This is a genomic window from Azohydromonas lata NBRC 102462 (assembly GCF_001571085.1).
Lineage (GTDB): Bacteria > Pseudomonadota > Gammaproteobacteria > Burkholderiales > Burkholderiaceae_C > Azohydromonas > Azohydromonas lata.
On the sequence record NZ_BCTC01000116.1, the window covers coordinates 1 to 18,635 of the forward strand.

Annotated in this window: 18 protein-coding genes; 8 read left to right on the plus strand and 10 right to left on the minus strand. The window is 71.3% G+C overall.

What is annotated here, in order from left to right:
* The 3 genes from ALA01S_RS25900 to ALA01S_RS25910 form a co-directional block, all read left to right on the plus strand.
* Positions 1 to 483 (plus strand): methyl-accepting chemotaxis protein (locus tag ALA01S_RS25900; RefSeq protein WP_238455952.1); only part of this gene is annotated, 483 nt, incomplete at its 5' end.
* Between the two features lie 89 nt (positions 484 to 572).
* The gene (locus ALA01S_RS25905; RefSeq protein ID WP_157119285.1) at positions 573 to 1,481 is read left to right on the plus strand and encodes a hypothetical protein; all 909 of its coding nucleotides are present in this window, start codon (positions 573 to 575) and stop codon (positions 1,479 to 1,481) included.
* A 46-nt stretch (positions 1,482 to 1,527) separates the two neighbouring features.
* Positions 1,528 to 1,785, plus strand: a complete 258-nt coding sequence (locus ALA01S_RS25910) for a DUF3820 family protein (RefSeq protein WP_066342207.1) — start codon at positions 1,528 to 1,530, stop codon at positions 1,783 to 1,785.
* Positions 1,786 to 2,040: 255 nt separating this feature from the next.
* Here the strand turns inward: ALA01S_RS25910 and ALA01S_RS25915 are convergent, their stop codons facing one another.
* A complete protein-coding gene (locus ALA01S_RS25915) occupies positions 2,041 to 4,272 on the minus strand; it encodes an ATP-binding protein (protein WP_066342193.1) in 2,232 nt (743 codons plus the stop codon).
* Between the two features lie 30 nt (positions 4,273 to 4,302).
* A complete protein-coding gene (locus tag ALA01S_RS25920) occupies positions 4,303 to 5,928 on the minus strand; it encodes a histidine kinase famiy protein (protein WP_066342194.1) in 1,626 nt (541 codons plus the stop codon).
* 384 nt (positions 5,929 to 6,312) lie between these two features.
* Between ALA01S_RS25920 and ALA01S_RS25925 the strand changes: the two genes are divergently transcribed.
* On the plus strand, positions 6,313 to 6,543 hold the full coding sequence (locus tag ALA01S_RS25925) for a hypothetical protein (RefSeq protein ID WP_066342195.1): 231 nt from the start codon (positions 6,313 to 6,315) through the stop codon (positions 6,541 to 6,543).
* On the opposite strand, the gene ALA01S_RS25930 is transcribed toward ALA01S_RS25925, so the two are convergent.
* From ALA01S_RS25930 to ALA01S_RS25945, 4 genes are all read right to left on the minus strand, one after another.
* Positions 6,537 to 7,709: a metallophosphoesterase gene (locus ALA01S_RS25930; RefSeq protein ID WP_066342196.1), complete on the minus strand. Its 1,173-nt coding sequence runs from the start codon at positions 7,707 to 7,709 to the stop codon at positions 6,537 to 6,539. The two genes, ALA01S_RS25925 and ALA01S_RS25930, sit on opposite strands and share 7 nt — an antisense overlap.
* A 94-nt stretch (positions 7,710 to 7,803) precedes the next feature.
* Positions 7,804 to 8,787, minus strand: coding sequence for an acrylyl-CoA reductase (NADPH) (gene acuI / locus ALA01S_RS25935; RefSeq protein WP_066342197.1), 984 nt, complete (start codon positions 8,785 to 8,787; stop codon positions 7,804 to 7,806).
* Between the two features lie 59 nt (positions 8,788 to 8,846).
* Positions 8,847 to 9,485 carry an acrylate utilization transcriptional regulator AcuR gene (gene acuR, locus ALA01S_RS25940; protein WP_066342198.1) on the minus strand — a complete coding sequence of 213 codons (639 nt, stop codon included), beginning with the start codon at positions 9,483 to 9,485 and terminating at the stop codon, positions 8,847 to 8,849.
* Positions 9,486 to 9,603: 118 nt separating this feature from the next.
* Complete coding sequence (locus ALA01S_RS25945; protein ID WP_066342199.1) at positions 9,604 to 10,032, minus strand: hypothetical protein; 429 nt, start codon at positions 10,030 to 10,032, stop codon at positions 9,604 to 9,606.
* Between the two features lie 178 nt (positions 10,033 to 10,210).
* On the opposite strand from ALA01S_RS25945, the gene ALA01S_RS25950 reads away from it, so the two are divergent.
* Complete coding sequence (locus ALA01S_RS25950) at positions 10,211 to 10,519, plus strand: GNAT family N-acetyltransferase (RefSeq protein ID WP_066342200.1); 309 nt, start codon at positions 10,211 to 10,213, stop codon at positions 10,517 to 10,519.
* A gap of 83 nt (positions 10,520 to 10,602) precedes the next feature.
* Complete coding sequence (zwf, locus tag ALA01S_RS25955) at positions 10,603 to 12,066, plus strand: glucose-6-phosphate dehydrogenase (protein WP_066342201.1); 1,464 nt, start codon at positions 10,603 to 10,605, stop codon at positions 12,064 to 12,066.
* A 253-nt stretch (positions 12,067 to 12,319) separates the two neighbouring features.
* On the opposite strand, the gene ALA01S_RS25960 is transcribed toward zwf, so the two are convergent.
* Positions 12,320 to 13,270: a LysR family transcriptional regulator gene (locus tag ALA01S_RS25960; protein ID WP_066342202.1), complete on the minus strand. Its 951-nt coding sequence runs from the start codon at positions 13,268 to 13,270 to the stop codon at positions 12,320 to 12,322.
* Between the two features lie 98 nt (positions 13,271 to 13,368).
* Between ALA01S_RS25960 and ALA01S_RS25965 the strand changes: the two genes are divergently transcribed.
* Positions 13,369 to 14,601 (plus strand): MFS transporter, encoded by a 1,233-nt coding sequence (locus ALA01S_RS25965; RefSeq protein ID WP_066342203.1) that lies wholly within the window; start codon positions 13,369 to 13,371, stop codon positions 14,599 to 14,601.
* Between the two features lie 308 nt (positions 14,602 to 14,909).
* Here ALA01S_RS25965 and ALA01S_RS25970 read toward each other — a convergent pair whose 3' ends face one another.
* Complete coding sequence (locus tag ALA01S_RS25970) at positions 14,910 to 16,094, minus strand: M20 aminoacylase family protein (RefSeq protein WP_066342204.1); 1,185 nt, start codon at positions 16,092 to 16,094, stop codon at positions 14,910 to 14,912.
* A gap of 65 nt (positions 16,095 to 16,159) precedes the next feature.
* Positions 16,160 to 17,377: a diaminopropionate ammonia-lyase gene (locus ALA01S_RS25975; RefSeq protein WP_066342205.1), complete on the minus strand. Its 1,218-nt coding sequence runs from the start codon at positions 17,375 to 17,377 to the stop codon at positions 16,160 to 16,162.
* 192 nt (positions 17,378 to 17,569) lie between these two features.
* Here ALA01S_RS25975 and ALA01S_RS25980 point away from each other — a divergent pair, with 192 nt between their 5' ends.
* Positions 17,570 to 18,037, plus strand: a complete 468-nt coding sequence (locus ALA01S_RS25980) for an Lrp/AsnC family transcriptional regulator (protein ID WP_066342206.1) — start codon at positions 17,570 to 17,572, stop codon at positions 18,035 to 18,037.
* A 112-nt stretch (positions 18,038 to 18,149) separates the two neighbouring features.
* Here the strand turns inward: ALA01S_RS25980 and ALA01S_RS25985 are convergent.
* Positions 18,150 to 18,635: methyl-accepting chemotaxis protein (locus tag ALA01S_RS25985; RefSeq protein ID WP_238455953.1), on the minus strand; the 486-nt coding region annotated here is incomplete at its 5' end.

Genomic DNA, 18,635 nt, shown 5'->3' on the forward strand with positions numbered 1-18,635 from the left:
GGCGAGGTGCGCGCCCTGGCGCAGCGCTCCGCCGAAGCGGCCAAGGAGATCAAGGACCTGATCAGCGCCTCGACCGAGAGGGTCGAGGGCGGCACCAGGCTGGTCAAGGAAGCCGGCAACGCGATGGAGGAGATCGTGGCGGGCGTGCAGCGCGTCACCGCCGTCATCGCCGAGATCAGCGCCGCCACGCACAGCCAGTCCTGCGGCATCGCGCAGGTGGACCAGTCGGTGCAAAGCCTGGACCGCATGACACAGCAGAACGCGGCCATGGTGGAAGAGTCCGCCGCCGCCGCCGAGAGCCTGCGCGAACAGTCGCAGCGCCTGGCACTGGCGGTGAGCGCCTTCCGCCTGGACGGCAGCGACGATGGCCAAGGCTTCAGCAACCAGGGTTCCGCCCCCGTGGGCCGCGCCACGATGCTGCAACGCACCGTCGCGCCCGCCCTGGGCTACGACGAGGAAAGCGCCGCGCCCAGCCTGGGCTGAAGCCGGCCGCAAGCCGCCGCGATGCTGCGGCCGGCTCGCCCGCACCGCCGGTGCGGCATGCCTGGAACGGTGCTTGCCCCAGTCCGGCGGTGAAGCACCTTCTTCCTTCTGCGGTTCGTTCTTCGGCCCTGCGCCTTGCCCTGGCGGTGGCCGGCTTGTCCGGCGGCCTGGCTTGCATCGCCCCGAACACCGCCGCGGCGCAGGGCGGCGAGGGCGACGCGCAGGCGCTGCGGGCACGGTTGTCCGAGCTGGAGCCTCGGCTCGCTTCCAGCCCCTTCGGCCGGCCGCTGCTGTTGCAGTCCAACGACTCCACCAGCGCGCCGCTGGGCGAGGTGTGGGCCGTGCTCGACCAGCCCTTCGACGCCGTGGCCGGCGCGCTGCGCCAGCCGCGCCACTGGTGCGACATCCTGCTGCTGCAAACCAACGTCAAGCGCTGTGCGCCTTCCGCCGGCGAGGGTGCGGCGCAGCAACTGGAAGTGGGCGTGGCGCGCCGCTATACCGACCCGGTGGACGAGGCGCAAAGCCTGGCCTTCCGCTTCGCCGTGCCGGCGCGGCAGGACGACTTCTTTGCCGTGGCGCTGTTGGCCGACCAGGGCCCCCTGGGCACGCAGAACTACAGGCTGCGCCTGCAGGCCGTGCCCGCGCCGGGCGGGCGCACCTTCATGCACATGTCCTACGCCTACGAGATGGGCTTGGCCGCGCGGCTGGCCACCAGCGCCTATCTCGCCAGCGCGGGGCGCGACAAGGTGGGCTTCAGCGTCGTGGACCGCGACGAGCAGGGCCACGCGCAGTTCGTGCGCGGCATGCAGGGCGTGGCCGAGCGCAACACCATGCGCTACTTCCTGGCCATCGATTCCTTTGTGGCCACCGCGTCCGCCCCGGTGCAGGAGCGGCTGCGCCGCTTCCACGCCGCGCTGGAGCGCTACCCGGCGCAACTGCACGAGACCACGCAGGCCGAGTACCTCACCATGAAGCAGCGCGAGGTGCTCGCGCGCTGAGGTGCCGCTCCGCCAGGCCACGCCGGCCGCGGCCGAGAATCGCGCCATGGCACAAGCGCAACTGCAGCAACTGGTGGACACCGTCATGCCCTACGGCAAGTACAAGGGCAGGGCGATTGCCGACCTGCCCGGCCCCTACCTGCAATGGTTCGCCCGCACGGGCTTTCCCAAGGGACAGCTCGGCAGCCTGCTGGCCCTCATGCACGAGGTGGACCACAACGGCCTGCGCCACCTGCTTTCGCCGCTGCGCCGTGGGGACGGCGAAGCTGGCTCAAAGCCGGGTGACGCGGGCACCGGCGTCTAAGACTGGCCTAACTTTTCCCCTGCAACATGCCTGTCATGGGCAGCGCCAAACACAAGGCGTTGTCCGCCGAACACTGATCCCTTTCCAGGGCGAATCGCGGGCCGGGTTGACTACTCCTCCCTTCTCCCCTTGCCGCTTTTCCCGATCCGCGCAGCTCCGGCTGCCGCCCTCCTTCCTTCCCTGCCACGGCCATGACGCCGGTGGCGGCCCCCGCGGGCCGCCACCGGCGCTGGCGTTTCGCGCTGACGCTGCCCCTCAGGCTGGCGCCGCCTGCTTCAGCGGCAGCCGCAGCGTGAAACAGACGTCGTTGCCGCGGGCCTCGTAGCGCAACTGTCCACCGTGGCCGCGGGCCACCTGGTTGGCGATGTACAGGCCCAGCCCCATGCCGCTGGGGTTGCGCGCATTGCGCAGCGACTCGCGCTTGAAGGGGTCGAACAAGCTGGCGGCGATGTCCGAAGGGATGGGCTTGCTGGGGTTGCACACCACGATCACGGCCTCGCCCGCTTCCTGCCGGGCCTCGATCACGATGCCGCCGCTGCCGTGCTGGCGCGCGTTGCTCAGCAGGTTGGCGATGACTTGGGCGAAGCGGCCCGCGTCCACGTCCGCCCGCAGTTGCGCGGGCAACTTGCGCGCTATCACCGTTTCCGGGTACGCCACCAGCACCTCTTCCACCAGTTGCTCCAGCAGCGGGACAAGGTCGGTGCACTGGAAGCTCATGCCCAGGCCCAGGCCGCTTTGCAGCCGCGAGATGTCCAGCACGTCGGCGATGAGCCGCTCCATGCGGTGAGCCGAGTTGCGCAGCACCGAGTTCATGCGCTCGCTGCTGCCGGCGCGGCCTATGACCTGCGCAGCCATGCTGATGGACTGCAGCGGGTTGCGCAGGTCGTGGCCCAGCACGGCCCAAAGCTGGGTGCGGGCCCGGTCCAGCGTCATGACGCGGTCGGCGTGCGCCCGGCTGAGCGCGTCCAGCAACTGGCGGGCGATTTCGAGCTGCGTCTCGTCCCAGGGCTCGGCCGTGCCGTGCACCGTTTCGCGCCACTCGGCAAACGACCCCCTTGGCGTCAGCCTCGGCCCAAGCGGCCCGTGCGCGATCGCCTTATCGGGCTTGCCGCCCCAGCGTATGGTCTGCACCTGCTCGCGCCGCAGCCCAATGAGCCAGCCGCCGCCGGCGCGGTCGTAGCCCAGGGCCAGCACGCCGCAATAGCGCGAAGTGGCGGGCGGCGCGGCGCCGTCCGGCGAGGAGGGCAGCTCCTCGGCGCGGGTGATGTGAACGAGCGTGCCCTCGCGTCGCGCCAGCGCGCCCAACAGCGCCTGAGCCCAGGCCGCGTCCACCAGCCCGTGCACGTGCAGCCGCTCGCCGCCGGCCACCACCAGCGCGTCGCAGCCCAGGTTGTCGGCGATCAGCGGCGCCTCGGCCACCAGCACGTCCTCCACCGTCTCGCCCGTGGCCACGCGGCCTATGAGCTCGGTGCGCAGCCAGGCCGCGCGCGCCACCGAGGCCTCGCGCGCCTTGGCGTCCAGCGACTGCACCGTGGAGGCCAGCAGTTGCGCGAGCACGTCACAGGCCAGCCGCACCGCGAAGGGCACCTGCAGCGGTGCCATGTGATGGCAGGCGATCATTCCCCACAGCCGCGCGCCCACCACGATGGACACGCTCATCGACGCCGCCACGCCCAAGTTGCGCAGGTACTCCACGTGTATGGGCGAAACGCTGCGCAGCACGCTGTGGCTCAGGTCCAGCGGGGGCGAGGCGGCGTCGCCGGCCAGCAGCGGCACGGGCTCGTAGGTGACGTCGGCAATCAGCCGCAGCGTGTTGAGCACGTACAGCCGCCGCGCCTGCGCGGGGATGTCGCTGGCCGGGTAGCGGCGGCCCAGGTAGGGCTCCAGATCGTCGCGCCGCGCCTCGGCCACCACGTCGCCGCTGTCGTCGTGGCGAAAGCGGTAGCCCATGACGCGGTCGAAGCCGGTCATGTCGCGAATCTGCGCCACCGCCTCCTCCATGAGGCGCTCGATGCTGGGCTGGCGCTTGAGGCTGCCCATGGAGCGGTAGGCCTTTTGCGCGAAGGCGGCGCGCTCCTCGGCGCTTTGCTCGCGGCGCTCGAACTCGCAGATCACGTGCTGGTTGTGGGCGTGCACCACGGCGTCGAAGCAGTGCCCGTCCAGCTCCATGGGCGCGGAGCGCAGGCCCAGCTCGCCGTCCACCGCGTTGGCCCGCAGCGCCTCGCGTATGAGCTCGTGCGCGGCAGCCTGGCTGCCCAAGTCGCTGGCGCGCAGCGGCTGACCGAAGGCGGGCAGCGGTCCCAGCAGGGCGCGCGCGTTGGCGCTGGCGTGGCTCAGGCGCCCCAAGCGGTCCAGCGCCAGCAGCGCACCGTGGGGCTGTATGGCGCCGGGCACGTGTATGGGCTCGCGGTCGCAGTTGTCCAGCGAGATGACGGTGCCCGGCGGCAGCACTTGGGCTTCGGCGGGGAGGCGGCTGGGGGGTGGCATGCGCAGCGGCAGGTGGTGGTGGCGGGAGTATCAGGCCGCGTGCCCGGCCGCGGGGCGCGCCAGCGCCAGCCGCACCTTGGCCTCCAGCTCCTCGGCTGAGAAGGGTTTGAAGACGATGTCGTAATGGCCGCCGCCGTGGCGTGCGGGCGTGCCGTCGGCAAAGCCCGTCATGAGCAGCACCTGCAGCGCCGGCTGGCGCTGCTGGGCCTGGCGGGCCAGCATCACGCCGTTCATGCCGCCCGGCATGATCAGGTCCGTGAGCAGCAACTGAAACGGCGGCCCCGCCTCCAGCAGCTCCAGCGCGCGCTGTGCTCCGTGGCACCGCACCGTCTCGTAGCCCGCGTGCTCCAGCAGCAGCGCGGCCATCTCGGCCACCTCGGGGCGGTCGTCCACCACCAGGATGCGCCCACTGCCGCCCGCGCGCAGCGGCGCGGGCGCGGGGCGCGTGGCCTGGTCGTCCGGCGTGGCCGGGAAGTACAGCCGCACGGTGGTGCCCTGGCCGGGCGTGGATTCGATGGTGGCCGTGCCGCCGCTCTGGCGCGCGAAGCCATAGACCATGGACAAACCCAGACCCGTTCCCTGGCCGGGCGGCTTGGTGGTGAAGAAGGGCTCCATGACGCGCGGCAGCACGTCGGCCGCGATGCCTTCGCCCGTGTCCGACACGCTCAGCATCACGTAGGGGCCGGGCATGGGCAGCGCGTGGGCGTCGGCTTCGGCCTCATCGGCCCGCAGGTTGGCGGTGCGCAGCACCACCTGGCCGCCGCCGGACATGGCGTCGCGCGCGTTGATGAGCAGGTTCAGCAGCGCCACCTCGGCCTGCGTGGGGTCTATGCGCGTGTTCCACAGCCCCGGCTCCAGCGCCAGCCGCAGCTCGACGTGGCCGCCCAAGCTGCGGTCGGCCATGTCCGACAGCCGCTGCGCCAGCTCGTTGAGATTGATCACGCGCCCCTGCAACTGCTGCTTGCGCGCGAAGGCCAGGAGCTGCTGCGTGAGCGTGCCGGACTTGCGCGCGGCCTCGCGCACGTTGGACAGGGCGCGGGCGATGAGCGCGTCGTCCAGCCCAAGCAGCCGTGCCTTGGTGCTGGCCACCTCCACGTTGCTGACGATGACCTGCAGCAGGTTGTTGAAGTCGTGGGCGATGCCGCCGGTGAGCTGGCCCAGCGCCTCCATCTTCTGCGAGTGGTGCAGTGCGCCTTCGGCGTCGCGTCGCCGGCTCACGTCCAATTGCGAGGAGAAGAAATAGATCAGCTCGCCCTCCGGATTGCGCACCGGCGTGAGGAACAGCGCGTTCCAGAAGCTGCTGCCGTCCTTGCGGTAGTTGATCAGCTCCACGGCGATCTCCTGCTGGCGCGCCACGGCTTGCCGTATCTGGTCCACCACGGCGCGGTCGGTGTCCGGCCCCTGCAGGAAACGGCAGTTGCGCCCAAGCACCTCCTCCTGGGCGTAGCCGGTCATGTCCAGGAAGGCGTTGTTGGCGAAGACGATGGGCGTGTCCGGCAGCCGCGGATCGGCCACCACCATGGGCATGCGCGTGGCCTCGACGGCGGCAAAGAAGATGTCGCGCCCGTCGCCGCGCGATGCGAAGCCCTCGGATTCGACCGGGGTGGCCGGGTGGGCAGGGTGCGGCTTGCCGCCGTCGGGACTGAAGTCGTGCATGGACGGGCGCCGGTGGCCGGGTGCCTGCTTTTGGCCGTCACCCCCGAACCGGCTGGAACTGCGAAAACTGCGTTGAGCCCCTAGAGCAGCTTTGATGCCCAGGCATTGCCTGGGCCGCTATTGGGGCAAAACCGGGCCGCCCACCGTGGGGCCGCCCAAGGATGGAAGACGCCTGTAAGCGCAGTGTGAAAGATTTCCGCCTAGCGGCAGCCTGACAAGGAAGCCGTGTAACAGCCCGTGGCAAGCGTGCAGATGCCGCAGCACTTCCCGCCGCCTGCCCCTACGCTGGTTTTCAGGAGGGAGCCGAGGCCGGTGTGAAGGCGGCAGGCTGCCGGCACGAAGGCGCCGGCGGGCGGTTCCCGTGAGTGACCAGGAGAAGTAGCCATGTCCCTGACGACTCGTTCATTTGCAGCCCTGCCCAACCCCGGCGCGGCCGACGGTTTCGAACTGCGCTTCAACTGCCTGTTCACCGGGCGCGGCCTGAGCTTTCCCTGCGACGCCAGCGGCGCCGTGGACCTCGCGGCCTTGAGCCAGCGCGCCCGCGACAATTTCGACCGCGCCCTCAGCGGCGTGGGACGCGACTTCAGCGTGCCGCAGGTGGTGCCGGCTTACTGAGCACGCCCGGCTGTTGGCGCGGCGGCACCGTCCGACCGCCTGAGCTCCAGCAGCGTCAGCTCCGTGCGCGTGCCAAAGCGCACCGGCGGCCCCCAGCTGCCGGTGCCGGGGCAGACGTAGACCCACATCTTTCCCTGCCGCGACAGGCCGGCCACATGCGGCGCGTGCACCGCGCGCACGGCCAGCGTCCACGGAAAAAACTGGCCGGCATGCGTGTGGCCGGAGAGCTGGACGTCAAAGCCCGCCCGCTCGCCCAACTCGGCCAGCGCCGGGTTGTGCGCCAGCAGGATGCGCAGGCCCGCCCCCGCCTGCGGCGCGGCGGCCAGGTCGGCGCGGGGCTGCTGGTCCGGCTCCGACAGGCGCAGCGCCGGGTCCACCACGCCGCCGACGATCAGCCGGGCGCCGCCGTGCTCCAGCACCAGGGCCTCGTTGAGCAGCACGCGCATGCCCAGGCCGCGGAACTGCGCGATCCAGCGTCGCGCACCGGAATAGCAGTCGTGGTTGCCCAGGATGAACACGCTGCCGTGCCGCGCGCGCAGCCCGCCCAGCGGCGCCACGTGCGGCGCCAGGCGCTGCGGGGCGCCGTCCACGATGTCGCCGGTGAGCACCGTCAAGTCCGGCGCCAGCGCGTTGGCGCGCTCCACCACGCGGCTCACGTAGCGCCGGCCGATGGTCGGCCCCACGTGCAGGTCGCTGATCTGGACGATCTTGAAACCTTCCAGCGCCGCGTCCAGCCCGGCCACGGGAATGCTCACGCGCTGGACGGCCGGCCCGCGCAGCGCCGCCAGCGCCCCCACGGCCAGCGCCGCCAGTGAGGCGGCGAACACCAGCGGCGTGCCGGTGGTGGCCAGCAGCTCCCGCGCCTTCTCGGCGCCCGCCAGCCAGGCCAGGCCCAGCAGCCCGTCGCGCAGCAGCGCGAACAGCAGCAGGAAGTTGAGCCAGCCCATGCTGAGGTAGCTCGCGGCGTGCAGCAGCTCATCGGCGCGCCGCGTGCTCTCGCGCCCGCCGGCCCAATAGGCCATGGGAACCAGCCACACCAGCAGGCAGGGCACGGCCAGCAGCAGCCGGCCGGCAGTCCCGCCGGCCAGCCGCCAGGCCAGGTAGGCGTAGCCCAGCACCACGATGGCGCTGAGCGTCAGGAAAAAGGGCGTGAAGAAGCGTCGCATGCGGTGCGCATTGTGACGATGCCGCTTCGGACGGCAGGCCGCCCGCCCTGTTGCGCAGCCGCCTGCGGCCAGGCAGCCGGCGGCCGGCGCGGCGTCAGCGGTTGACGTCCACCACCACGCGGCCGCGCACCTGGCCTGCGAGCAGCGCGGCGGCGGTGGGGAGGGCCTCGTCCAGCGTGATCTCGTGCGCCATGCGGCCCAAGCGGGCGAGGTCCAGGTCGGCGGCCAGGCGCTGCCAGGCCTGCAGCCGCTCGGGGCGGGGGCACATCACGCTGTCTATGCCGGCCAGCGTCACGCCGCGCAGGATGAAGGGCGCCACGGTGGCGGGCAGCTCCATGCCGCCGGCCAGGCCGCAGGCGGTGACCACGCCGCGGTACTTCATCTGCGCGCAGACGTTGGCCAGGGTGTGGCTGCCCACGGTGTCCACGGCGCCGGCCCAGCGCTCCTTGGCCAGCGGCTTGCCCGGGGCGCTGAGCTCGGCGCGCTCCAGCACCTCGCTGGCGCCCAGGCTGCGCAGGTAGTCGGCCTCCTGGGGCCGGCCGGTGACGGCGGCCACGCTGAAGCCCAGCTTGGCCAGCAGCGCCACCGCCACGCTGCCCACGCCGCCGGCCGCGCCGGTGACGACGACGGGCCCGTGCGCCGGCGTCACGCCGTGGCGCTCTAGCGCCAGCACGCACAGCATGGCCGTGTAGCCCGCCGTGCCTATGGCCATGGCCTGCGCCGGCGTGAAGGCCGCGGGCAGCGGCACCAGCCAGTCGCCGCTCAGCCGTGCGCGCTGCGCGAGGCCTCCCCAGTGCGTCTCGCCCACGCCCCAGCCGTTGAGCACCACGGCGTCGCCCGCCTGGTAGTCCGGGTGCGAGCTGCTTTCCACCGTGCCGGCCAGGTCGATGCCCGGCACCATGGGGAACTTGCGCACCACGGGCGACTTGCCGGTGATGGCCAGGCCGTCCTTGTAGTTGAGCGTGGAGTAGGCCACGCGCACGGTCACGTCGCCCGCGGGCAGCGCGGCGTCATCGAGCTCGCGCACGGCGGCGCGGTAGCCCGCTTCGTCCTTCTCTATCAGGATGGCCTTGAACATGGTGAACTCCTGTCGGGTGAAAACTAGACCGGTCGTCTAGAACCGGGCAAAAAAATGGCCTACCTGGGCAGGCCGGCGAAAAACACGTCGGCAAAGAGCTGAAGCGGCGCGGCGCGGCGTTCGAGCTTGGCGCGCAGCACGGCGCCTTCCCAGCCCATCCAGAAGTAGGCGGCCAGGCGGGCGACGTCGGCCGCGGGTGAGAGCTCGCCCGCAGCCTGCGCGGCGGCCAGGCATTGGGCGGTGCGGGCCTGCCAGTCGTCAAAAATGTCCATCAGCCGCTGGCGAAAGGCCTCAGGCAGCGCGCCCATCTCCTGGCCCAGGTTGCCCACCAGGCAGCCGCGCTCGAAGCCGTGGCGGGCCATGGCGGTTTGGGCGTCGCCGGTGAAGTTGCGCAGGCGCTGCAGCGGGGCTTGCGATTCGTCGAGCAGAAAGCCGTCCAGCCGCCGTGCGAAGTACTCGGCGTAGCGGTCTATGAGCTCCGCGCCGTAGGCCTCCTTGCTGCCGAAGTAGTGATAGAAGCTGCCCTTGGGCACGCCCACGCCGCGCAGGATCTCGTCTATGCCCGTGGCCGTGAAACCCTTGCTGGTGAGGGCCACCACGCCGGCGCGCACCAGGGCCTCGCGGGTCTGGCCATAGCCTTCGATGTCGCGGGCCGGACGGCCGCGGCGGCGCGGCGCAAGAGGCTGCTCACTGCTCATGCGGGCATTATTAAACCGATCGTCTATAAAAATCAAACCGGCTTGCGAGCCGCGCCGCGCGCCCAAAGAAAAAGGGGCCCCGTGCGGGGCCCCTTGGCAATCGGTGGAGCGCTGAGGCTCAGGCGCCGGTGGTCTTGTCCAGCAGGGCCTTGCGGGCCTGGGCCAGTTGTTCCACGGCGGCCACCACGGTCTGCGAGGCGGTCTTGTAGGCGTCCACCACGGGCTTGAGCTGCTCCTTGGCGGCGTTGTCCTGCAGTGCGGCGTCCATCAGCTGGGCGGCCTGCACGTCCATCAGCTTCACGGCCTTGACCATGAACTCGTCAGCCTGCGCGGTGGCCTTGACGAAACCGGCCATGGCGGCGCTCGGGTCCGGCGTGGCGGTGGGCGTGGCCAGCGGGGCCTGGAACAGCTTGGCCTGCTCTTGGAAGAAAGAGGTGCTCAGCTCGCCCCACTGCTTGGCGGCTTCCTGGGCCTGGGTGATGAAAGGATTCATTAGGGTCTCCTCGATCATGTTGCGGCGCAGCAATTGTGCCTTCACTTGGGGCATGCACGGACGCACCTATAAGAATTTTTTCAAGGCGACATAAGTAGCTTGATGTAAGCCATGCGAAGGGCCGAGTCCGTGGCCACGCAAACGCAGCAGGTCACATGCCCAAAGCGGGCGTTCGGCACGCGGGCCCGGGAATCGGGCTTGCCCGGCGCCGACCCCGACCACAGGTGACTTCATGAACCCACCCCGCTTGCTGGACAACGCCGCCGAGCACCGCTTCGAGCTGCACGAGGACGGCGCCGTCGCCGGCTTTGCCGAGTACCGGATCGACGATGGCGCGATGCGCTTCATGCACACCGAAGTCGATAGGGCGCGCGAAGGCCAGGGCCTGGGCTCCGAGCTGGCCGCGTTTGCGCTGGACGAGGCGCGCCGCCGCGGCCTGCGCGTCGTGCCGGCCTGCGGCTTCATCGCCGCGTTCATGCAGCGCCATCCGCACTACCAGGACCTGCTGGACGAAGGCTCGCGCCGCGATTTCAAGGCCTGAACCCGGCTCGCCCCCGCCTTGACGCTGCCAGGGCCGGCGCGGCTCGGGTACAAGGGCCGGCTCATCTGCTTTGGAGGCCCTGGATGGAGATCACGGAGTCCACCCCGCTGGACATCATCATCTTCGGCGGCGCCGGCGACCTGGCCTGGCGCAAGCTCTTGCCCGCGCTGTACATGGCCCACCTGCACCGCAGCCTGGGCGAGCGTCACCGCATCATCGGCCTGGGGCGCCACGAGTGGACGCGGCGCCAGTACGTGGAGTTCGTGGACCGCATGTCGCGCCGCTGCATCGAGCCCGCCGACATGCAGCCGCTGCAGTGGCAGGACTTCCTGCGCCGCCTGGACTACGTGCGGCTCGACGCCACGCAGCCCCAGGGCTTCGTGGGCCTGAAGGAAGCCTGCCAGGCCAACTCCGTGAAGCTCTTTTATCTGGCCACGGCGCCGCAGCTCTTCACCGTCACGTGCGAGCACCTGGCCGGCGCCGGGCTGCTCGATGCGCAGTCGCGCGTGGTGCTGGAAAAGCCGCTGGGCCACGACCTGGCCTCGGCGCGCGCCATCAACGAGGCCGTGGCCCGCCACTTCGAGGAGCGGCAGATCTACCGCATCGACCACTACCTGGGCAAGGAGACGGTGCAGAACCTCATGGTGCTGCGCTTTGGCAACGCCATCTACGAGCCCATGTGGCGCGCGCCCTACATACGCAGCGTGCAGATCACCGTGGCCGAGACCGTGGGCGTGGGCACGCGCGCGGGCTTCTACGACGGCACGGGCGCCATGCGCGACATGGTGCAAAACCACCTGCTGCAACTGCTGTGCATCGTGGCCATGGAGCCGCCCATCTCGCTGGACGCCGACGACGTGCGCGACGAAAAGCTCAAGGTGCTGCGCTCGCTGCGCAAGCTCGGCGAGGCCGACCTGCGCCAGCACACCGTGCGCGGCCAGTACACCGCCGGCACCACCGATGGCCAGTCCGTGCCCGGCTACCAGCAGGAGGAGGGCGTGCCCGCGGGCAGCCGCACCGAGACCTTCGTGGCGTTGCGCGCGCACATAGACAACGCACGCTGGGCCGGCGTGCCCATCTTCCTGCGCACGGGCAAGCGCATGCCCAAGCGGCATTCGGAAATCCTGGTGGAGTTCTCGCAGCCGCCGTTTTCCATCTTTGCGGACCAGTCCGGCGCCGCGCAGCCCAACCGCTTGCTGATCACGCTGCAGCCCGACGAGTCCATCAAGCTGCAGATCATGGCCAAGGAGCCGGGGTCGGGCATGCGCATGCGCCCGGTGCATCTCAACCTGGACTTGCAGTCCGCCTTCACCGAGCGCCGCGCCGAGGCCTACGAGCGGCTGCTCATCGACGTGGTCCGCGGCCGCCTCACGCACTTCATGCGCCGCGACGAGCTCGAAGCCGCCTGGAAATGGGCCGACCCCATCCTGCAAGGCTGGCAGAACCAGGGCGACGCGCCCAAACCGTACACCGCCGGCACCTGGGGCCCGGCCGCCGCCTCGGCGCTGGTGGCACGCGAAAACGCCCTGTGGGCCGAGGCGCAGTGAGCCGCCCGGCAGCGTTGCCACAACTCGCACAACAACATACACGCGACTTCCGGAAAACCCACATCACCGCTTTTCCCTGTGACATGGGACCGGAACACATGCGGCCCTGTACCTGCCTGGCTTTTCCTTTCTCGACCTGAAAGAGGGCGGTCGGCGCAGGGAAGGTTGGTGATTAAGACTTGTTTGGAATCTCGTATGTTGTATTGATGTCCGAAAGGCTGCCCTTCCCGGCTCTGCCTCAGCGTGCAACCGCTCATCCCGCCAGCGTCGGCGGCATCGCCCGCCTGAACACCTCGACGAAGCGCCGCAGCCGCGCCGGGTAGTGCGGGGCCGGCGGGTAGAGCAGGAACACGGGCAGCGGCGGCGCGACCCAGTCCGGCGCCACGTGCAGCAGCCGGCCTTGGGCGATGTCCTCCGTCACGCTCCAGGCGGACACCGCCGCCACGCCCAGCCCCTGCAGCGCCGCCGAGCGCAGCGCGTAGAGGCTGTCGGTGCTCAGGCGCGGGCGCAGCGCCAGGTGGCGGCTTTGCCGGCCGTCGCGGTGGTGCAGCTCGATGTCGGCGCGGTAGTAGGTGCGCAGCGCCAGCCACGGCAGCCCGGCCAGGTCCTGCGGGTCGGACGGCGCTTCGGCGCCCGCCAGCACCTGCGGCGCCGCCACCAGGATGCGCTCCACGGAGGACAGCCGGATCGCCACCAGCGACGTGTCCGTCACCTCGCCGACCTGTATGGCGCAGTCCACGCCCTGGGCGATCAGCCCGTGCGCGTCGTCGTGCAGCAGCCATTCGATGTCCACGCGCGGATGCGCGTGCAGGAACTCCGCCAGCGGCGCCATCAGGTGGTGCTGGCCCATCGCATGCGGGACGACCACGCGCAGCCGCCCCTCGGCCACCTCGCCGCGGCCGCGCAGGTCGGACTCGAACGCTTCCCAGTCCGCCAGCAGCGCCTTGGCACGCTCCAGGCAGCGCTGGCCGTCCTCGGTGAGCTGCATGGCGTGGGTGGAACGCTGGATCAGCCGCAGCCCCAGCGAGCGCTCCAGCGCCTGCAGGCGGCGGCTCACCGTGGGCTGCGTCGTGCCCAACTGCGCCGCGGCGGCCGAGAGGCTGCCGGCTTCCACGATGCGCACGAAGGTCGCCATCAGCGCCAGCCGGTCCAGTGCGGAAGCCGCGGGCAGCGCGGGCGAGGGGGTGGTTTCGGACGTGCTCATACGCCAAGCGTATAGCCGCTGTGCGCTCCAGCCGTCTTCCAAGGGGGTAACGCGCCGTGGACACTGCGCCCATCACACCACCACACAGGGTCAACCCCATGTCCACCATTCACACAGCGCATGCATCGCCTCCGGCGGCAGCGGCGGGCCGGCCGGCAGAAGGCCTGCCCGCTTCGCTCATCCTGCTGCTGGGTGCGGGCGCCGGTTTCGCGGCCGCCTCGCTCTACTACGCCCAACCGCTGCTGGGCCTGCTGGCCGACGATCTTCACGTCGACGCCGGCGCCATGGGCGGCGTGCCCACGCTCACGCAACTGGGCTACGCGGCGGGGCTGGCGCTGCTGGCGCCCTTGGGCGACCGCTACGACCGCCGCCGCATCATCCTGGTCAAGGCCGTGCTGCTGGTGCTGGCGCTGCTGATGGCCGCGAGCGCCTCCTCGCTGCCCGCGCTGCTGGCCGCCAGCCTGGCCATTGGCCTGAGCGCCACCGTGGCGCAGGACTTCGTTCCGGCCGCCGCCACGCTGGCGCCGCCGGCCCAGCGCGGCCGTGCCGTGGGCACGGTGATGACGGGGCTGCTGCTGGGCATCCTGCTGTCGCGCGTGGCCGCCGGCGTGGTGGCCGAGCAGTGGGGCTGGCGCACGGTGTTCGTGGCCGCGTCGCTGAGCGTGGCGGCCATCGCGGTGGTGGCGCGGCTGCGCCTGCCGCGCTTCGAGCCGACCACGCAGCTGTCCTACCTCGCGCTGCTGGGCACGCTGCCGGCGCTGTGGCGGCGCCACCGCGCGCTGCGGCTGGCGGCCGTGGCGCAGGGGCTGCTGTCGGTGGGCTTCAGCGCCTTCTGGTCCACGCTGGCGGTGATGCTGCACGGCGCGCCGTTCCACCTGGGCAGCAGCGCGGCCGGGGCCTTTGGCATCGCCGGGGCGGCCGGCGCGCTGGCCGCGCCGCTGGCCGGGCGCATCGCCGACCGGCGCGGGCCGGAAGTCGTGACGCGGCTGGGGGCGGGTTTGGCGGCGCTGTCGTTTGCGGCGATGTTCGTGCTGCCCTGGCTGCCGGTGCCGCTGGCCCTGGCACTGCTGTGCGCGACGGCCGTGGGCTTCGACATGGGCGTGCAGGGCTCGCTCATCGGCCACCAGAGCATCGTCTACGGGCTGGAGCCCGCCGCGCGCAGCCGGCTCAACGCGGTGCTGTTCGTCGTGATCTTCCTGGGCATGGCCAGCGGCGCGGCGCTGGGGGCGGCGCTGTTCGCGGCCTTCGGCTGGATGGGCGTGACGGTGCTGTCCACGGCCTCCGCGCTGGGGGCGCTGGCGGTGCGGGTGCTGGGCGCGCGGCGGGGGTGAAGGCGCGCAGGGCCGGATGAATACCGGTCCGCTCCTGCTTGCGGGCCTCCTACAAGCGGTGCTGCGGCAGGAGCGATGGAGCGACAACGTCACGCGACCTCGTTCCCGAACGATGCGCAAACCCACGGGCCTGCCGGCCTGAGCAGCGCGGTTTGGGACGTCCCAAACCACCCCAGTTGACCGGCCGTGAAGCGAGAATTTCCGCAGATTCGCCGCAGGCCCAACTTCTGCCCGCACGCCCCCAACGCCGGTTTGGGACGTCCCAAACTTCACCGGAACGCCCCCTTCGCGGCCGCCTTCCGGGGCCCTCAGCCTCCGGCCGCGCCGTCCACCGGCAGCCTGCGCCGCACCACCTCCGCGAAGTAGCGCGCCCCGATCGGCAGCACGCCGTCGTTGAAGTCATACGCCCCGTTGTGCAGCGGCACGCCGCCGGGCTCGTCCGCGGCGCCGTTGCCGATGAAAACGAAGGCGCCCGGCACGACTTTCAGGAACGCCCCGAAATCCTCGGAAATCATCATGGGCCGCACGTCGTCGCCCACGTTCTCGCGGCCCACCACGGCCGCGGCGGCTTCCACCGCCACCGGCACGCATTGCGGCCAGTTCACCGTGGGCGCGAACTCGTGCGTGTACGCCACCTCGCACACCGCGCCATGCGCGGCGCAGATGCCGGCGCACAGCTCGCGCAGGCGCCGCTCCAGCAGCGCCTGCACCTGCGGCGAGTAGCTGCGCGTGTCGCCCTTGATCGTGACGTTGGAGGGCAGCGCGTTGCGTATGCCGTCGCTGAAGATCTCGGTGCACGACACCACGGCCGGCTCGCCCGGGTCCACCGAGCGCGCGACGACGGTTTGCAGCGCCAGGATGATCTCCGCCGCAATCACCAGCGGATCGACCGCCATGTGCGGCCGCGCCGCATGCCCGCCGCGGCCCTGGATGCGGATGACGAAATTGTCCTCGCTGGCCATCAGGCCGCCCACGCGCGTGGCGATGCGCCCAAGCGGCAGGCCGGGGATGTTGTGCGCGCCGTAGATCTCGTCCACCGGAAAGCGCTCGAACAGCCCATCCGCGATCATCGCCGCCGCCCCGCGGCCGTGCTCCTCGGCCGGCTGGAAGATGAAGCGCACCGTGCCGTTGAAATCGCGCCGCTGCGCCAGCAGTTGCGCCGCGCCCAGCACCATGGCCATGTGGCCGTCGTGCCCGCAACCGTGCATGCAGCCCGCGTTCTGGGAGGCATGGGGACGGCCGGCGGCGGTCTCCGCCATGGCCAGCGCGTCCATGTCCGCGCGCAGGGCGATCACGCCCGGCCCGTCGCCCACGCGCAGGCTGGCCACCACGCCCGTGCCGCCCATGCCGCGGTGGACCTCCAGCCCAAGCACCTGCAGCACGCCGGCCACGGTGTCGGCCGTGCGGTGCTCGTTGAAACCCGTTTCCGGGAACCGGTGGAAGTGGTGGCGCCAGCGCACCATCTGCGCCTGCAGCGCGTCATCGACGTACATCGCTCATTCCTGGTTGGTGCCTGCTGGGTCCCTGCATGGTCCCTGGTGGAAGCCGTTGCCCGCGCTCAGCGCGCGCGCCAGGCGGCTTGGCGCGCGAGCACGGCCCAAGCCGGCTCGCCGGCCAGTTGCTCATAGACGGCCGGCGCCGTCGCGCCCTCGGTGTTCACCAGCAGCACGCGGGCGTGCCCGTCCAGGCCGAAGTGCCGCGCCGCCGCCGCGTCCGCGCGCAAGGCCTGCAGCCCGGCCAGGCCCGCGACGCCGGACTCGCCGGCGACGATAGGCAGGTCGCGCGCGTCGCCCGCGGCCAGCACGCGCATGGCCTGCACGGCGGCGGCGTCCGCGATGGTCATGAAGCCGTCCACGCAGGGCTGCAGGAAGCGCCAGGCCAGCGGTGACGTCTCGCCGCAGGCCAGGCCCGCCATCACGGAGTCGACCGAGCCCGTCGCCCGCGCCGGCCGGCCCGCCAGCGCGCTTTGCAACAGGCAGTCCGCCTGCGCCGGCTCCACCACGATGAGGCAGGGCCGCTGCGCCCCGTGGAATTCCCAGAAAAAGCTCGCCAGCCCGGCGGCCAGGCCGCCCACGCCGCCCTGCAGGAACACGTGCGTGAAGGCGCCGGGCTGGTCCGCCACCGCGCCGGTCTGCTCCACCACCTCGGCGGCGATGGTGGCGTAGCCCTGCATCACGTCGCGCGGGATGTCCTCGTAGCCCTCGTAGGAGGTGTCGGACACCACCTGCCAGCCCTGGGCCGCGGCCAGCCGCGCGGCTTGCGCGACCGACTCGTCGTAGTTGCCCTCGATGCGGACGATGCGCGCCCCATGCTGCGCGATCGCCTGTTCGCGCTCCGGGCTCACCTGGGCGTGCAGGACGATCACGCAGCGGCAGCCCACGCTGCGCGCCGCGGCGGCCAGGCCGCGGCCGTGGTTGCCGTCGGTGGCGCTGATGACGGTGTAGTCCTGCAGCAGCGCCGCATGGCGGCCGGCCAGCAGCGCGGCGGGATCGAGGTCCGGATGCAGTCGCAGGATCTGGCGCACCAGCGCGATGGGGGCGCCCAGCGCCTTGAAGCTGCCCAGCGGCGAGCGCACGGATTCGTCCTTGAGCGACACCCGCGCCACGCCCAGGCGCGCAGCCAGGTCCGGCAGCTCGTACAGCGGCGTGGCGCCGCGTGCGATGCCGTCCCACTGCGACAGCCACTGCCGGCTCTCGCGGGCGCGCGCGACGCTCAGGAGCGCTTGCAGCGGCGCGGGGTAGGGCACGCGCACGGCGCGCGGGTTGGCCATCAGCATGGGAAGCCTTTCAGCAAGGGGGTTCGGGGACGGCGCCGCGGGGCGGCGGCGCGTCACCACGTCCAACTCTCCGGCACGAATCTTGGGCTGAATCCTATTGACGCTCCTGCGCTGCTTTTTTCGAAAATCCGGCCTCGCTGCTGAACGTTTTATCGAAAATCCGCCTGCATCCTGAACGGCGAGGCCTGACCCATGAAACTCGACCCCTACGACCGCGCGCTGCTGGCCGCGCTGCAGGACGACGCCCGCACGCCGCAAAGCGCGTTGGGCGAGCAGGTGAGCCTCTCCACCGCCGCGGTGAACCGCCGCCTGAAGGCGCTGGCCGGCGAGGGCGTGATCGAGCGCTTCAGCGCCCAACTCAACCCCAAGGCGCTGGGCTACGACCTGACGGTGGTGGTGGAAGTGAAGGTGGAGAGCGAGCGCGCCGACCTGCTGGACCAGATGCAGCGCAGCTTTGCCGCCTGTCCGCAGGTGCAGCAGTGCTACTACGTGGCCGGCGACTGCGACTTCGTCCTGATCTTCCTGGTGCGCGACATGGAGCAGTACGTGGCGCTCACGCGCAAGCTCTTTTTCGAGAGCCACAACGTCAAGACTTTTAAAACGCTGGTGGCCATGAACCGCGTCAAGACCGGCGCCACCGTGCCCGTGGACCCGGCCTGATCGCGTTCCCCAGCGCGCGCGGGGCAGGGCGCCCAAAGCGCACCTGCGCGCGGCATGGGCCCTTCGTCATGGGCCCAGCGCTAGAGTTCCGGCGATAGGAACCCTGCGGCGCTCAGCCTGCCACGACCGCTTCGGACGCCCGTGCCTGCATGCGCGCGCGTTCCACGGCCTCGCGGGCCAGGACCTGCGGGTTGGGGTGCACGCCGGACGACAGGCCGCCCTGCGTGCCCACGTTGAACACCGCCACCGCCTGCGCCAGGCGCTGGGCCTGCTGGCGCAGCGACTGCGCCGCGGCGGCCGACTGCTCCACCAGCGCCGCGTTCTGCTGCGTGACCTGGTCCAGTTGGCTCACGGCGTGGTTGACCTGGCCGATGCCGTCGCGCTGCTCGCCCGCGGCGGCGGCGATGTCGCCGATGAGGTCGGCCACGCGCTGCACGTCCTGGACGATGTGTTTCATCGCATCGCCCGTCTGCGCCACCAGCGCGCCGCCGGCTTCCACGGTCTGCGTGGAGGAGACGATGAGCGTCTTGATCTCCTTGGCCGCGTCGGCGCTGCGCTGCGCCAGTGCCCGCACCTCGCCGGCCACGACGGCGAAGCC